Raw genomic sequence first — 16,547 nt, 5'->3', positions numbered from 1 at the left:
CCGAGCCAATGGGTACCTTCTCCATGGCTTGAAAAAGGCTAAACTGCGATTCGACCTTTTTTATCAAGGCAACTTCACACATTCGCCTAATGGAGTTGAAATGACTGACGATATTGACCAGATCCTCATCAGTGCCCTGATGGAAGATTCCCGACGCTCCCTCAAGGCCCTGGCAAACCTCAGTGGCTTGTCCTCCCCCAGTGTCGCCGAGCGCCTTCGCCGGCTCGAGGAACGTGGCGTGCTCAGGGGCTATACCGTCGAGGTGGACCCCAAGTGCTTCGGCTATCAACTCCAGGCCATCGTGCGTATTCGCCCGCTGCCGGGGCAGTTGCAGGAAGTGGAGCGGCAGATCCAGGCCATCGCGCAATTCACCGAATGCGACAAGGTAACCGGCGACGACTGCTTCATCGCCCGCCTGCACGTGCGCTCGATGGAACAGCTGGATACCTTGCTGGACAAGCTCAATGTCCATGCCGAGACCAATACAGCCATCGTCAAGAAGACGCCGGTCAAGCGGCGGTTGCCGCCGATGGCGTAGGCATTTGCCTGGATTGAGTGAACACTTTATCCCTGTGGGAGCGGGCTTGCTCGCGAAGGCGATGTCACAGTCGACGAAGATGTAGAATGTGCTGGCCCCCTTCGCGAGCAAGCCCGCTCCCACAAGAAACCCGGCCTCGGCGCTTGTCCGAGGCCGGGGGTACGCTACTGAAGCTCTTCCAGTTCAGGGCTGCGCTGTACTTTGAACACCTCTTGTTCAGGCGCATCGCTGGCCTTCATCAGGTTAAGCGATTTTACGTTGGTACAAGCATTCTTGCCGTCGGCATAGATGCCGCTGTGGTTGCATTTCCAGTCATAGAAGTTCGCCAGGGCACCGGACAATTGCAGGCTGTAATCGGTGCTCCGAGTACCCGGCGAAAACGGCTGTCCGGCCGGGATGTTCTGGAACCATTTCATCCATTCGTCGCTCCCCACCGGTGGCGGGTTGGGTTGGAAGGTCGGATTCATCGGCGCCAGTTGCTGGTACTCAGCGGTCATATGGCAACTCAGGCAGGACGCCTGGGGATTGTCCACGGGGCCGTTGAGGCGGCCGTTCCAGCCCAGGTGGGTCGGTGGCAGCTCCTTGGTGTTGGCATTGATCGCGGTCTGCTTCAGCGCCGGGTTGATCTTGGTTTCAGTCGGCGTCGGGTTGGTGAACGCGTTACCGTTCTCCTTGGGATCGTTCCCCCACATGATCCCCACTGGCACCAGGTTGTCCCATCCCGATTTACCGGTCATCGCACCGTTGTACTGGAAGGTACCGAACAACCAGCCGGTTTCTTTCACGCGCGTGTCCCGGACGGCAATGTCCATCTGAATCAACGCGACTTTAGTGATGGCACGTTTGGTTGAGTAGAAGTCCTTGGCGGTGTAGGCACTCCAAAGTACCGGATTGACCAGCGAGGGCACCGTATTGATATCGATGTCTGCGAACAACGCCTTGCACACCACCGTGCCATTGGGAAACCCCTTTGGTTGCGAGGTGTAGCTCGGATCAGGGTTCTGTGGGTCCTTCCAGACCTGGCCGATGGTGTACGCCCCTATATCGTTATAGATGCCGACCGCGTAGGTCTGGCCATTCCCGGTTTGGGTACTCGCCAACTGTTTGGGCTGGATCGGCGCCTCTTTGGTCAGCCCGTGAATAGCTTCACGACCGTTGGGGCCATAGTGCTGCCAGGGCATGTGATACCACTGGCGAACCTTGTTTTTCTGCACGTTCCAGCCGACTTCCGTATTGCCCTCCAGGCAGTAGTTCTTCACCTCGTTCATGTAAGTGCGCCAGCTTTCAAAATCATTGCTGAAATTGGCGGGCAGCTGCTTGAAAAACGACGGCATCGAAGACGGGCCCGGCGCCACGGTGGGGTAGTCCTGACTGAGCCGGAAAAATGGGGAGGGATACGAACTCTTGGGAGGCGCGAAGCCGTAATCAGGGAACGTCCCGGCCTGGGCGCCGGCCATGGACAGCGCGCCTGTCAGGGCCAGTAGTGCAGCGATCTTTCCTTGGGAATGGTTCATCGATATCTCCTTATAGGGAGACGCCTGCCGTCCCAGCGAAGGGTTGAGCGATGCGCAGGGCCTCCTTCTGTTATCAGGCGTTGGCACGATGCCAGGCCTGCTCACGGTCCACGCTCAGCGATGTGACGCACCTCCTTGGCGCCCGCCAAGTGGGCACGGTCAGGCCTGGCTCTGGCAGCCGGGTGGGAACGTTATCGAGGGAGTGTGGCGAAGATTTCGCGCGATGATCGACCGATCAACCGCATGCCGACCTTGGCAATGCAATCCCTTGCCTTAGGTGTAGATCATTTATCCAAAGGTGCCATCATGCTCCAGGCTTTTGCCGGCCATTGGCCACACTCCGGCGATGGTCAGCAAAAAAGGGCTTATCCGTGGCAATACGATCCGAGGCTTTGGGCCCGTTGGCCGCCTGACCATCGACGTACCAGTAACAGTGCTGCACCGCACGCGTGATACCCACATACGCCAGGCGCAGGATTTCGTCCTTTTGCGCCGAGTCGTAAGCTTCGGCGTCACCGTCCTGGCCTAGCCCGGCCATTCGATAGACCTGGTTCTTGTAGGGTGAACTGCTCAGGTGCTGGCAGTCGCCCAGAAGGAACACCGCATCAGCCTGGAGCCCCTTGGCACTGTGATAAGTCATCTGCCTGAGCCGCCGGGCATCGTACGGCAAGCTAGAATCGACATTAACTGTTGGATGAATATACTTTTCTATCAATAGCTTATCGCTGCTTTTTCGATACAACATCAAGATCGAATCGCCCTTGCGATAGTGCTCTTCCAATCGCAGGGCCAGCCCTTCGTCATCTCGATCCAGTACGTTGACTGGGCTCAGAGAGCGAGGCACACCACTGGCCTTAGCCTTTTTACCGGGGATAGCCGCAGCAGCCCGCACGATGTGCTCGGCCGCGTCGATGATGTGCTGGTGGCTACGGTAGTTGTCGGTGAGCATGACCCGTGTCGTCGTTGGCGAAGGGAATTGCTTGTTGAACGCCATGAAGTAGCTCGGCGAACTGCCGCGCCAGCCATAGATCGATTGCCAATCGTCCCCGACACATAACAAGGAAGAGCGCTGGGCACCGCGCCCCACGTGCATCGCGGGTCCACGGCTGCGTACTTCCCGCAGACTGGCTCGCAGCCAGGAGACGATCTGCGGTGACACGTCCTGGAATTCGTCGATCATCAGGTGCGAAAGCGGCCTGAGCAACGCATCCCCCAGCAACTTGAAATTTTCCGGCGAGTGCTCGCTGAACAGCGCAAACATGCGGTTGTAGGTCATGACCGGCGGCGATTGGTCGAGCAGATGGTCTTCGAATGCCCGCCAGTAGCGGCTCAGCGCTTCGAAGAAATACCGATCGGGGTCATCCTGGGCAAACGACATCCGGCCCACGGCATCCGGGACGTCCAGGCCCAGGTTCTCGATAAAGCCTGCCGCCGCGACAAAACAGTCTAGCAATGGCGCTGAGCCCAGTTCGCCCTTGACCTTGTAGTCGAACCCAGGCCCGGCGCTGGCATCGCCGGCCATTGACGCTAATACACGTTTTGACGCCTCATAACTTTCCAACCATATCAGTGGCTTACGGCAAAAAGCTTGAAACAGGGTGCGCTTGACCGCCCATTCCGCACGGATGCTCAACTTGGCGCCCGGACGACTGAGCCGAGCGTCTTCCCGTGGATCGAACCCCAGTATCACCCAGGCATCCAGGGAAGGCGCGTAGCCGTGGCAGTGGAACGTCGAACCATTGATTTCGAACGTTTGTCGCTTCGGCTCGATCCCCTTGATCGGCCAGGCACCGGCGCGCAACCACAGGTCTTCGATGGCATCACATAATTCTTCGTCGCGCTGGGATGCCAACTCGGTCACGGCGACGCGCTTTTGCACATCCGGGTGATCGCGTTCCAGCTCCTTGAGCTGCAGGGCGTGGCGGGACAACGGCAGGATCAGCTCACGGAAACGCCCGTCACGCTGGTAAAGGTTGTAATAGCAGGCGTTGAGTTGCTGGCGCTGGGCGTCGTTGATGCGCAAATCAAAGGGATTGCCCTGGGCATCATCGTCACCCGCTTCAGCGCGATGACTCAGGGTCTCGAACGCCTGGAGCCGTTCGAACCCGGGCAGGCTGCGGACCATGGGCAAGATGCGCGAATGGAATGTCCGCACCAGGTCACGAGCTTCCTTGAGGCTGACGGTACGCCCCCACAGGGCAAACACTTCGATCAGTTTCTGGATGAAATCCTTGCGTGACTCCCGGGTAAACGTCACCACGGTCATCGAGTCCAGTTCAAAACCCAGATATTGGGACAACAGCACAATGCGCAGCACCAGGGTGGTGGACTTGCCCGCCCCGGCCCCGGCGACCACCGAGGTCGAGGGCGTGTCGCTGAAAATCATCTTCCATTGCGCAGCGCTCGGTTGTGCATGCGCCGGCAGCAATCGGGCGACATCTGCCTTGATGCGCTTCTTCAACTCGGCGGTCAACGGCAGGCGCCAGTCATCGAACAGCAAATCATCGACCTGCGGTGCCGGATGCTCCGTGCTGCGCGAATCACGGATCAACAGGACCTGACGGCCCTCCTCAAGCCCTTCGGCCCGGCCTTCCTTGTAGCCATAGTCAAAACCGGCGGTATGACCGCTGCGGAAACCGTCGGCCTGGCCATGCAACCAGGAGGCACGATGCTGGGCACGCAGGCGTGTCAGGCCATGGCCGAAGAACCGGGCGGCCAGGCGCTTGAACAGCGGCATCTGGGCCAGGGATAGAAGCTCGGGGGGAAGATCGGGAGTGTGTTGCGCCACGCTGGGGACTCCGGTGTTCATGAACCATGACGGCTATGGTGTCTGTATTTGCCGCCGGGTTCCACCCAAAAGCTTTTAAGTCATGGGTTTAGGCGATGAAGTGAAAGTTGGCTCACGGTTTTATATCTAAATAGACGATAGCTTTGACGCGTTTTTTACGCTTTTTATCGATGTTTTCATTGGCGAAAATAGCCCCATCAACCATCGCTTTCGCTGCTCAGCGGAAAAGGACACGAACATGCTCGAACTCAGGCCCTTCGCCACGTTGGGCGCCGCCAACCACGGCTGGTTGGATGCCCACCATCATTTTTCGTTCGCCGAGTATTACGACCCACAGCGCATGAACTGGGGCAACTTGCGGGTCTGGAACGATGATGTCATCGCCCCTGGTAGTGGTTTTCCCCAACACCCGCACCGGGACATGGAAATCATCACCTATGTGCGCGAAGGCGCGATCAGCCACCAGGACAATCTGGGTAACAAAGGCCGTACGGAGGCCGGTGATGTACAAGTCATGAGCGCAGGCACCGGCATTGCCCATAGCGAATACAACCTGGAATCGACGGCCACCCGCATCTTCCAGATATGGATCATCCCCAACGAAGAAGGCCTGGCACCGTCATGGGGCGCCAAGCCGTTTCCCAAGGATTCGCGCGAAGGCTTCGTGACGTTGGCCAGTGGCAAGGCCGGCGATGACCAAAGCCTGCGCATTCGCGCCGACGCACGGCTGGTAGCGGCCAATCTCAAGGCGGGTGAAAGTGCGGAGTATCGGTTGGACGCCGCACGTCGAGCTTATCTTGTGCCGGCCACAGGATTGATAGAAATCAATGGCTTGCGCGCACAAGCTCGAGACGGTGTTGCGATTGAAGATGAACAGGTATTGCGGGTGACGGCGATCGAAGACAGTGAAATCGTGCTCGTAGACCTGGCTTGATTAATCTTGTGGCAAGGGGGTGTGGGAGCAAAGCTTGCTCGCGAAATGGGCGCCTCGATTTCTGAAATACCGCATCGCCTGTATCGCGGGCAAGCCTTGCTCCCACATGAATCACCTGGCCACAGGTTGGAACAAGGCTTGCCGACGGTGTCACTTGCTGGTGATAGCCCCATCCACCAACGTTTGCGCCTCGGCCACCAATTGCTTGAGGTGCGCGTCGCCAATGAAGCTTTCGGCGTAGATCTTGTAGATATCCTCGGTGCCGGACGGGCGTGCCGCAAACCAGCCGTTTTCGGTCATGACCTTCAGGCCGCCAATGGCCTGGTCATTGCCCGGCGCATGGCTGAGGATGCTCTGGATCTTCTCCCCGGCCAGTTCGGTAGACGTCACCTGATCCGGCGACAGCTTGCTCAACAGCGCCTTCTGTTGTGGGCTGGCCTTGGCATCGACGCGTACCGAGAACGGTTCGCCCAACTCGTCAGTCAACGCGCGGTAGGCCTGGCTCGGGTCGCGACCGGTGCGCGCCGTCATTTCAGCTGCCAACAGCGCCGGGATCAGACCGTCCTTGTCGGTACTCCAGACGCCGCCGTCCTTGCGCAGGAACGAAGCACCGGCACTTTCTTCACCCCCAAAGCCCAGGGAACCATCGAACAGGCCGTCGGCAAACCACTTGAAGCCCACCGGCACTTCATAGAGGCGGCGCCCCAGGCGCTTGGCCACGCGATCAATCAGGCCGCTGCTGACCACCGTCTTGCCCACGGCGGCATCGGCGCGCCATTGCGGGCGATTCTGGAACAGGTAGTCGATGGACACCGCCAGGTAATTGTTCGGTGCCAGCAAGCCGCCAGACGGCGTCACGATGCCATGGCGGTCATGGTCCGGGTCGCAGGCAAAGGCCACGTCGAAACGTTCCTTCAGGCCAATCAACCCTTGCATCGCATGGCTGGAGGACGGGTCCATGCGGATCTGCCCGTCCCAGTCGACGGTCATGAAGCGGAAGGTGGAATCCACGTGGGTGTTCACCACTTCCAGGTCCAGGCGGTAATGCTCGGCAATGGCCGGCCAGTAGCGCACGCCTGCGCCGCCCAACGGATCGACGCCCAAATGCAGCCCGGCGGCGCGGATGGCATCAAAGTCGATGACATTGACCAGGTCCGCCACGTAGGTGTTGACGTAGTCGTGACGGTGGGTGGTGTCGGCCTTCAAGGCTTGCTCGTAGCTGACGCGCTTGACGCCAGCGAGCTGGTTGGCCAGCAGTTCATTGGCCTTGGCTTCGATCCATTTGGTGATGTGGGTATCGGCCGGACCACCGTTGGTAGGGTTGTACTTGTAGCCGCCACTTTGCGGTGGATTGTGGGACGGCGTGATGACGATACCGTCCGCCAGGCCCGAGGTGCGGCCACGGTTGTAGCAGAGAATGGCGTGGGAAATCGCCGGTGTCGGGGTGTATTCATCGCCCTCGGCGATCATGACGGTGACGCCATTGGCCGCGAATACTTCCAGTGCGCTGGCACCCGCCGGGGTCGACAGCGCGTGGGTGTCGATACCGACGAACAGTGGCCCGTTGATGCCCTGGGCTTCGCGGTACAGGCAGATCGCCTGGCTGATGGCCAACACGTGCCACTCGTTGAAGCCCAGGTCGAAGGAGCTGCCACGGTGCCCGGAGGTGCCAAAGGCCACGCGCTGGGTCGCAACCGAGGCATCGGGTCGGCCGGTGTAGTAGGCCGTCACCAGTCGCGGGATATCGATCAACAACTCTGCCGGTGCCGGCTTGCCCGCAAATGGACTGACTGTCATGCAAAACCTCTGAGTGGAGTGGCTCGGTAAATGGAGTGCAGTTTACTGACAGTTCGACCATGGCGCGATGGGTTCGATCCATTGCCGCCGATTACGCTTGTTCGAGCCTCAAGGCGTCGGCCAGCGCGCAGAGCGCAGCGTCCATGTCCTGAGGCCCGTTCAGGGCATGGGTCAGGCGCACATGTTGTGCGTACAGGCCCTGGAGACTGAACAACTCCCCCGGCGCGATGACGATTCGCTGGGCAAGCAGCCGATGGAAAACCCGTCGCAAGTCGACCCGTCGCGTCGATTGCATCCAGATCGTTGCGCCACCTTGGGGTTCTGCCCATTGCAGGCTGTCTCCCAGCCGCTCGCGCAGCAATTGTGTGGTCGAAATCGCACTTTCGCGCAGCAGGCGACGCAACACCAGCAAGTGCTGGTCAATCCGACCGTTGCTGTACAGCCGGGCGATGGCTTTCTGGCGAATCGGCGACAAGCGAAACGCACGCAACAGGAAATGTCGCTGCAGGTGCAGGGTCAACTGGCGCGACAGCACGTAGCCATACGGCGCCTCTGGCCCGATGGTTTTCTCGAACGTCGAATAGACGATCAGCCGGTCCGGGTCGAGCAAGTCTCGAAAAGGCGTCATCCTTGCCTCGAACGCCAGGTCTGTATGGCTATCGTTCTCCAGCACCCAAGTTCCGTGCCGTTCCAGCAGATGCGCGATGGCCCGACGGTTCTCTTCAGGAACCAGCGTCCCCCTCGGCATGTTCAAGACCGACGACAGCACCACCAGGCTTACCGTTTCGTTCACCAGCAGCTGTTCCAGTTGCTCGACATTGAGCTCGCCGCCGGCCAACAGTGGCAGCTCGATGACGTTGACCTCCGCCGCCTGCAGCAGGCGCAACACCGCCCAGTCGCAGGGCGATTCGATCACCACGGTGGCCCCCCTGAGTGCCAGCACCGCGATAAGAATTTCCAGGACGCCCCGCAGGTCGGCGCCAATGTAGACGTCATCGGCATTCCAGCAACGGGCCGGCGAAGACGTGTAGCGGGCCGCCAGCGCGGTGCGAAGCTCCAACTCGCCCCAGGGTTGCGAGGGTGTCTGCGAGGAGCGTGGGTACTGGCGCAGCAATTCGCGCTCGAGCAGCAACAGCGGGCTGTCCAATGGCTGCATCGACGCTGGTTCGTCCGCACTGAGCACCTGCATGCCGGGTCGTCGGGCATTGACGTACAGGGTCTCGAGTAAATCGTCACCGCCGTCCAGGGTGGCCATGCTCGGCACGGGCAGCGCGTAGTAACCGGACTTGGCGATCGAATAGACCCGCCCTTCCTTTTCCAGCAGCGAATACGCGTACTGGATGGTCGATATCGACACGTTCAGACGCTCGGCCAATTGCCGCAGCGACGGCAGGCGAACCCGCGCATCAACCTCCAGCTCGTTGATCAGCGTGGTCAAGTAGCGATAAACGGCCTGATAGGCGAAGTCTGTCTCCCGGCAATTTTTCATCGGCTCAGGCCAGGACAGCGGGTCGCCGCCGATCCAGTCGCAACGCCGGGTACAAGGACTGGGGACGAGGTAGATGAGTCCGTCAAACCTCGCTCCTCAATGCCTTGCCGAGCGTTCGTGCAGCCCGTCTACAGGCGAACCGGCTTCTGCAGCGTCAACACCATCAGTGGCCTGCTGCGGATCGACGCCCGTGGCGATTTCCGGTTGTTCCGGCAGTGAGACACTCGCCCGGTACAGCTTGCCAAGGATGTCGATGGGCAGGCCGCTGACATCGACCATCCACTGCGCAACCTGATCGGCGACGGTCGCGCCCTGCATGGCCTTGTGCAGGTCCGGCATCGCCACCAGCATGCCGGGGTGGCAGCAACGCAGGAAATCCTCCAGGCCCGCGCCCTGCCCCACGAAGGGGGCGAACAGCATGCACACCAGTTGCGTTTCACTGAGCCCCAGGATCTTTTGCGCTTCAAGGGCGGCGTAGGCACGACGCTCGGGAATCGACGACGGTGAGCCGAACAGCGCCCGAGCCTGTTCGCAGGCGTGTTCCGGCAGTTGCTTGCGGTGCATGATCATGATCGCCCGCTGCGCGTAGTCCCCGTAGCCGGTTTCATAGCTGCGTCCGTGCAGGTAGCAGGCCTGCAGGCCGTGCAGATGAGCCGACAGCAGCGGGCTGATGTACTCGTTTTCGGGCGCCGATGGGACAAGGCCCTCGGTCTGCACCCGCAGGAACTCGTTGAAGAGCGGCCAGTTGGTTCCCTCCGAACGATCGACGATCAGGTCGTCGATGCCGACGTGGCCCACTCGCCGGCAAGCCTCGAAGTGCCCCTCGGGCTTCCAGGCATCGAGGCGCTCCGGCCCATAGAAATGCCGGTAGACATCACCGCCCAGGGTATCGAGGTGGGCAAAGAGGTTGTCGAAACCGCAGGCCTGCTCGGTCAGCAGGCCGATCTTGCGAGTCGCGCGGCGCAGGCCCGATATGAATTGTTTTTGCTGACGCGGTGTATCGCTGCTGACCAACGAGTCCACGCCCGCCTCCCAGCGAGCCATGTGCCGATAGAACTCGGCCATCGCCAGGTAGCCGTCATCCCCAATCTCCAAGGGGCTGTCGACCGCACGAAGGTGTCCCAGGACCAGGAGGTCCATGCGATTGGCTTCGTGCCCCGCCACCGACAAGGGCTGCCGGTGATTGAACGGCAACACCTCGCGGTTATCGGCCATCAGCAATTCGACCCGGGGATCATCGTAGACAAACAGCGCGCTGTAGCAGCGGTGGATGTTTTCCAGCGTCGCCTGGGTGGTTTCGCTCAGGCGTGGCGTGGCGACGCGCAAGGTGAAGGTCACCGGATGCCGCCCCGCGATGCTCAGCTGTGCGGCCCGCAAGGCGGTCAGCACATAAAAACTTTCCCTGCTCCCGTTCTGGACCGTCAACACACGATAATCGCCAATCCGCTCGATGCCTCCGGCGGCGACAATTAAACGCTGGATCAAAAGCTGCAACGCGGTACGTTCTGCCCGGGAATAAAAACCTGACAGTCGTTGCAGTATCTGTTGATACACGTGAGTCATAGCCTGCTCATGAATTGCACTCATAGCCATTTACCTGGAAATTCAACTATCGGCGTCGCACCCGCACCAACGTGACTGCGCGACGTGTTGGTCTAGATGATTGTTCTAGCACTCAAAGAGTATTAGCAATACGCTCGAGCATTGCTTGTCGTAATTATTTGATACATATGCCGAGAGTAGGCTCGCGCCCCTTCACATCCCCGCCGAAAGCCGCGAAAACAGGGGGCCTAACCGACCGAGCGGCACGTCCTAGGAGAATTCCGACAACGTCCCACAGACAATGAGTACGAGAAACAAAGAACTTGCCGAACTTTAATAGGCCCTCTACCTCGCCCTGTTTTCCCCAAGGTCGATAGATAGCCTCGCACCAATTAACGCTCGTTGCCCCTTGAATGCATCTTGAAGGATGAAGACCTTCGAAAAAGTTATACCGCACCACGACTTCTTCCTTGATATGGAAATCAGTGTTCAATTATCAAGACTTAAACAATGATTAGAAGATACAGATTGAGGGCAAAAACCAGTTCAGATGTTGGCCGACAAACCGCTTCAGTCTTGAGCGAACCGGGACAGGCCAGTCAAGGCGCGAGAGGGTGAGGTACGAACGCAGCACCGCCAGGCAGGAGGTGCCGTAAGAAAGGATGGGTGTCAGGACGAAGGCAGCGCAAGAGCCCGGGGCGATGACTCTTGCGCAAGACAGGGTTCAGGCCGGGTCGACGACCTGAAGGGCTACACGTTCACGGCAAGGGCATTCGCCCATGTAACGGTGAGCTTCGACAAACTCGGAGAACGGGAAGACCCGAGTCTTGAGTGGCAACAGCACACGGTCGGCGGTCAGTTGATTGATATCGCGCAGTGCTCGTTGCAAGGCTACCTGGTCCTGGAGAATGCCCAGTTCTGGCTTGCCAGTGAAATTGCCGATGCAGTGCACAAAGAACTGAATGTTCTTCTGGAACGCCGCACAGGCTGGAAACGGCGTCTGGTTGCCGCCCTGCAAGCCATACAGCACCAGGCTGCCACGCGGTGCCAGCACGTCGCCCAGCAGCGACATCTGCGGCCCGCCGAGGCCATCGAATACCACATCGACGCCACGGTTGTCGGTGAGCTTGTTGATTTGCATCAGCAAGTCCTGCTCTTCGGTGACGATGACCTTCTCGGCGCCCAGCGACAACAGGTACTCACGCTCGTCAGCCGTCTTGGTGGCCGCGATCACCCGTACACCCAGGGCCTTGCCCAGTTGTACGAAGGAAGGACCGGCGCAATGACTGGCATCGGTGACCAAGGCGAATTGCCCCGGTTTGACCCGTGCCAGGTCCATGTAGGCGAAATACGCGATCAGCAGCGGCGTGTAATGCACGGCGGCTTCGATCGGGCTGAGCACGTCGGGATAACGGGTCAGTGCGGTGCGTGGCAGCACGATGACTTCACCGTACACCGGATAATCGTTCGGGCTCTCGGCCGGGAAGCTGGCGACCTTGTCGCCCACGGCCAAGTCATCGACGCCGTCGCCGACGGCCGTTACCACGCCGGCCATTTCATGGCCCAGGCCCGAAGGCAGGCGCGCCTGGGACGAGGCCAGGTTCTGGCGCCACAAGGTGTCGTACCAACTGATGCCGATCGCTTCGACACGGACCTGCACTTCTCCTGGCGCAGGAAGAGCCGCCGCATGCTCTTCACATTTGAGCACCTCGGCACCGCCAAACTTGTGAAAACGGATCGTGCGGGACATCGCAAACCTCGTCAAAGTAACCTCTAATGCCATGAACTCTATCCGGGCTTTGTACCCAAGACCATCAGTGGCTATTAATAGTCGACATGCCTGTCATTGATTCCGCAGTAAGAAAAACCAACCAATCCTGTGGGACTTAACCTAAGAAAACTCAATTAGCCGGTGCAGAGTACCAGCCTTTCCCCGTAAGATTCATGCCGGCCATTGTTCCCATATGGCCGCTCACGTCAAGCTTGCCGAATCTGCCAGGACCCCAGATGAATCGTAATGACCTGCGGCGTGTCGATCTGAACCTGTTGATCGTGTTCGAAACACTGATGCATGAACGCAGTGTGACTCGCGCGGCCGAGAAACTGTTCCTAGGCCAACCGGCCATCAGCGCCGCGCTGTCGCGCCTGCGCAGCCTGTTCGATGACCCGTTGTTCGTACGTACCGGCCGCAGCATGGAGCCTTCGGCCCGGGCGGTCGAGATCTTCGCCCTGCTCTCCCCGGCCCTGGATTCGATTTCCACGGCGGTCAGCCGTGCGGCGGAATTCGACCCGGCCACCAGCACCTCGGTGTTTCGCATTGGCCTGTCGGACGACGCCGAATTCGCCTTGCTACCGATGCTGCTCAAGCGCCTGCGGGCCGAAGCACCCGGCATTGTGCTGGTGGTGCGCCGGGTCAACTACATTCTGATGCCCGGTTTGCTGGCGTCCGGTGAAATCTCCATCGGTGTCAGCTACACCGACGACCTGCCGGCCAACGCCAAGCGCAAGGTCTTGCGGCGCAGCATGCCCAAAGTATTACGGGCTGACACCGCCCCAGGACGACTGACCCTGGACGAATTCTGCGCTCGCCCCCATGCCCTGGTGTCTTTCGCGGGTGACTTGAGCGGTTTCATCGATGAAGAGCTGGCGAAACTCGAGCGCAAGCGCCACGTAGTGCTGGCCGTGCCGCAGTTCAACGGCCTGAGCACCCTGCTGTCGGGCACCGACATCATCGCCACCGTGCCCGACTACACTGCCGACGCGCTGACCGCCGCCGGCGGCGTACGCGCCGAAGACCCACCCATACCGGTGCGCAGCTTCGAGCTGCACATGGCCTGGCGCGGCTCCCAGGACAACGACCCTGGGGAGCGCTGGTTGCGGTCGCGGATTCAGATGTTTTTCGGGGACCCGGATAGCCTGTAACAGAACTCCACCAAGTCCGAAAAACGTTTAATAACATGTTGAGTGCCCTTAACAGGCTCAGTCATTGAAACAGCCATGGCGCACTCAACAACAGATTACGATCTCGGCCTCGCAACATCCGAAGCCAGACCTCTGATCCCTTCAGACTAAAACCTTTGTGGCATCACACTCCCCACTCAGACTCAAACCAATTCAGCTAAAGATGCCGGATTGAAGCCCTTCAGATCCGCGTAATCGCCTTTTTCCACTTTAGCGACCCAGTCCTTGTCACTCAGCAGAACACGTCCTACAGCAATCAGATCAAACTCTTCGCGCTCCATACGCTCGACGAGCCGTTCCAGGCTCGCAGGGGTTGAGCCCTTGCCGGCGAATGCGTGAGTAACATCGTTATCCAGCCCGACCGAGCCGACGCTAATGGTTGTCGCCCCAGTGACTTTCTTCGCCCAGCCTGCGTAGTTCAGCCCGTTCTCACCATCAATTTCGGGAAACTCAGGGTCCCAGAAGCGTCGCTGCGAGCAATGCAGAACATCAACACCCGCTTCGACCAACGGCAGCAGCCAGTCCTCCATCAGTGCAGGGGTCTCGGCGAGGCGCACCCCAAAGTCCTGCTGCTTCCATTGGCTGACGCGCATGATGATAGGAAATTCGGGGCCGACTGCATGACGAACGGCAGACACGATCTCAGCGGCAAAACGCGAGCGCTCTTTGATCGTCGGTCCGCCATAACGATCGGTACGCTGATTGGTGCCGGCCCAGAAGTACTGATCGATCAGATAACCATGCGCCCCATGGATCTCAACGGTGTCGAAACCCAGGCGTTTGGCGTCCGACGCTGCCTTGGCGAATGCAGCAACCGTGTCAGCAATATCCTCTTCGCTCATTGCCACACCGCGCGGCTCGTTTGGTGAATCGAGACCAGATGGGCTTTCAACCGGCGCATCAGGCTCCCAGTCGCTGATGTCACGCACTGCACCGGTGTGCCAGAGTTGCGGTCCCATACGACCACCCACACTGTGAACCGAATCGATCACGTTCTTCCATCCGGCCAGCGCTGCCTCACCGTGGAAAAAAGGAATGCCGGAACCGTTACGTGAAGCGGGACGATCGATGACGGTCCCTTCCGACAAAATCAATCCGGCCCGACCTTCAGCGCGCCGCCGGTAGTACGCAGCACTCCCTTCTCCGGGAATGCCCTGCGGCGAAAATTGCCTCGTCATGGGCGCCATGACAATCCGGTTTTTCAGCTCAAGCGACCCGATGGAAAAAGGACGGAATAAAATGCGGGTATCAGGGTTCGACATTGGATGGACTCCATTGCTTTGGGGAGCCACATAAGTATATTTTGTAGACCTAATGTCAATTAGGCACCTAGAGTAGCCTAGGTATACATGAGGAAACTTCGATGCTGGAATTAAAGCCACAGTGTTTTTCGGCAGACTGCCCGAGCCGGGCATTATTCGACCAGATCGCAGACAAGTGGTCGATGATGGTTCTGGCTGTGCTTGATGACGGGCCGCATCGCTTTAATGCCATCAGGCGCCGCCTGGAGGGCGTCACTCAGAAGGCACTGACACAGTCCCTACGGCGGTTAGAACGAAATGGCCTCGTCTCGCGCAAGGTCATTTCGTTCTCGCCCGTGGCAGTGCAGTATGAGATCACCCCACTTGGTCAAACATTGCAGCAGCCATTTCGCGAATTGCATAAATGGACGCTTGATAAATTGCCTGATGTTGAAGCTGCCCGGTTGAAGTTTGATGAGGCCGCAGAAATAAGCTGACGGAGTGATTCCTTTTATTGAGCATATTTCAGATTATCTGGGACAACTTGCGTGTGAGTTCTTCACCTGCTGCCGGGCACGATAGTCCGATGCGTCATCTGAGATGAATGAGTCTGCCCCGGACACTTGTTGCCCCGCACTCTTCGCCCCCTTTGCCGCAAGGGCGAGGTAACGGACGAGGGGCCTGATCGTTTCTCCACGTCGTCTTACATACTCGAATCACGCGTGACGCGGTTAGTCGAGCCGCCCACCATTTTCTCGTGCGTGCTTGATGTCTCTGGAGGGTGGGGCTCCGAAACGTCGGGCATATTCGCGACTGAACTGGGCGACGCTTTCATAGCCGACGCGCAATGCGGCGGTGTTCACGTCTAGCCTATCGGTCAACATCAGGCTGCGCGCGGCTTGCAGCCGCAACGATTTTTGATACTGAATGGGGCTGGTACCTGTCAGCTTGCGAAACCGGTGATGCAGGGTAGAGCTGGCCATTCCTGATCGTTCGGCGAGCTCGGCCACGTGCAGCGGCTTGTCGTAGTGATATTTCAGCCACTCAATGGCTCTCACGATGCCCTTGTCTCGGTAACCATCGCGAGTGACGCTGCGCAACAAATGCCCCGCTTCACTGAGCAGCAGCCTACCGTATATCTCCCGCTTGATAAGGCCCGACATCAAGCCTGCTTCAAGCGGCCGTTCGATCAGCGTGGCGAGTCGAGCGAACGCATCGAGCATCTCACTCGTCGCCACGCCGGATACGAAGCCCCGCGCCTCAGTAGCCATTTCCTGCTTTGGCGATTCCAGGGTCAGGATCACCTCGTTGAGCATGGCAAAATCGAGCTTCAACACAACTGATAAATAAGGGGTTTGCTCGCTAGCCGCGTTAACGCGAGCCAGTGTGGGTATATCGACCGAAGTGACAAAAAACGCCCCTTGCCCGAACTCACAGGCTTCCTCGCCGAACGTGATCTCCTTTGCGCCCTGCAGAATGATGGCCACGCAAGGCTCATAAATGCAGTACTTGGGCGTACCCAGTTCGGCCACTCGATAAAAGGCCAAACCTGGAATCGACGTCGTGCAAGCCTCGGCCAAGCCAATCTGCAAAGTGACTTTTTCGATAAGCCGTCTGAGTGCCTGGAGGCGTTCGTTGGGCTGAGCGGGTTCGTGCACGCTCAGGGAATGCACATGGCTGGAACGGAATTGCGAGAAGGAACCGCTCGTCATTACATGCCCCCCTATTTACGGAATGTTCGAG

12 protein-coding genes are annotated in these 16,547 nt (G+C 59.2%); 4 read left to right on the top strand and 8 right to left on the bottom strand.

Annotated features, from left to right (window positions below):
* Nucleotides 1-100: 100 nt before the first annotated feature.
* A complete protein-coding gene (locus tag B0E42_RS26180; protein WP_018601377.1) occupies nt 101-538 on the top strand; it encodes an Lrp/AsnC family transcriptional regulator in 438 nt (145 codons plus the stop codon).
* Nucleotides 539-702: 164 nt separating this feature from the next.
* Here B0E42_RS26180 and B0E42_RS26175 read toward each other — a convergent pair whose 3' ends face one another.
* Nucleotides 703-2,052 (bottom strand): hypothetical protein, encoded by a 1,350-nt coding sequence (locus tag B0E42_RS26175; RefSeq protein ID WP_077508339.1) that lies wholly within the window; start codon nt 2,050-2,052, stop codon nt 703-705.
* A 304-nt stretch (nt 2,053-2,356) separates the two neighbouring features.
* The gene (locus B0E42_RS26170; protein ID WP_077508336.1) at nt 2,357-4,840 is read right to left on the bottom strand and encodes a UvrD-helicase domain-containing protein; all 2,484 of its coding nucleotides are present in this window, start codon (nt 4,838-4,840) and stop codon (nt 2,357-2,359) included.
* A gap of 238 nt (nt 4,841-5,078) precedes the next feature.
* Between B0E42_RS26170 and B0E42_RS26165 the strand changes: the two genes are divergently transcribed.
* Entirely contained in the window at nt 5,079-5,774 is a 696-nt protein-coding gene (locus tag B0E42_RS26165; protein WP_018601382.1) for a pirin family protein, read from the top strand.
* A gap of 150 nt (nt 5,775-5,924) precedes the next feature.
* Here the strand turns inward: B0E42_RS26165 and pgm are convergent, their stop codons facing one another.
* From pgm to B0E42_RS26145, 4 genes are all read right to left on the bottom strand, one after another.
* Nucleotides 5,925-7,571 (bottom strand): phosphoglucomutase (alpha-D-glucose-1,6-bisphosphate-dependent), encoded by a 1,647-nt coding sequence (gene pgm, locus B0E42_RS26160; RefSeq protein ID WP_077508333.1) that lies wholly within the window; start codon nt 7,569-7,571, stop codon nt 5,925-5,927.
* 91 nt (nt 7,572-7,662) lie between these two features.
* A complete protein-coding gene (locus tag B0E42_RS26155) occupies nt 7,663-9,060 on the bottom strand; it encodes an aminotransferase class I/II-fold pyridoxal phosphate-dependent enzyme (protein ID WP_053188672.1) in 1,398 nt (465 codons plus the stop codon).
* A gap of 96 nt (nt 9,061-9,156) precedes the next feature.
* Nucleotides 9,157-10,647 carry a hypothetical protein gene (locus tag B0E42_RS26150; RefSeq protein ID WP_077508330.1) on the bottom strand — a complete coding sequence of 497 codons (1,491 nt, stop codon included), beginning with the start codon at nt 10,645-10,647 and terminating at the stop codon, nt 9,157-9,159.
* 679 nt (nt 10,648-11,326) lie between these two features.
* Entirely contained in the window at nt 11,327-12,352 is a 1,026-nt protein-coding gene (locus tag B0E42_RS26145; RefSeq protein ID WP_003202189.1) for a zinc-dependent alcohol dehydrogenase family protein, read from the bottom strand.
* 257 nt (nt 12,353-12,609) lie between these two features.
* On the opposite strand from B0E42_RS26145, the gene B0E42_RS26140 reads away from it, so the two are divergent.
* The gene (locus tag B0E42_RS26140; RefSeq protein WP_053188675.1) at nt 12,610-13,524 is read left to right on the top strand and encodes a LysR family transcriptional regulator; all 915 of its coding nucleotides are present in this window, start codon (nt 12,610-12,612) and stop codon (nt 13,522-13,524) included.
* Nucleotides 13,525-13,706: 182 nt separating this feature from the next.
* Here B0E42_RS26140 and B0E42_RS26135 read toward each other — a convergent pair whose 3' ends face one another.
* The gene (locus tag B0E42_RS26135; RefSeq protein ID WP_077508327.1) at nt 13,707-14,825 is read right to left on the bottom strand and encodes an NADH:flavin oxidoreductase; all 1,119 of its coding nucleotides are present in this window, start codon (nt 14,823-14,825) and stop codon (nt 13,707-13,709) included.
* A 101-nt stretch (nt 14,826-14,926) separates the two neighbouring features.
* Between B0E42_RS26135 and B0E42_RS26130 the strand changes: the two genes are divergently transcribed.
* Nucleotides 14,927-15,301, top strand: a complete 375-nt coding sequence (locus B0E42_RS26130; protein ID WP_018601421.1) for a helix-turn-helix domain-containing protein — start codon at nt 14,927-14,929, stop codon at nt 15,299-15,301.
* A gap of 234 nt (nt 15,302-15,535) precedes the next feature.
* On the opposite strand, the gene B0E42_RS26125 is transcribed toward B0E42_RS26130, so the two are convergent.
* Entirely contained in the window at nt 15,536-16,516 is a 981-nt protein-coding gene (locus B0E42_RS26125) for an AraC family transcriptional regulator (protein WP_018601423.1), read from the bottom strand.
* Nucleotides 16,517-16,547 lie beyond the last annotated feature (31 nt).

It is taken from the genome of Pseudomonas sp. A25(2017) (assembly GCF_002001065.1).
GTDB classification, from domain to species: domain Bacteria; phylum Pseudomonadota; class Gammaproteobacteria; order Pseudomonadales; family Pseudomonadaceae; genus Aquipseudomonas; species Aquipseudomonas kilonensis.
This window is presented reverse-complemented; position numbering and strand designations above follow the sequence as displayed.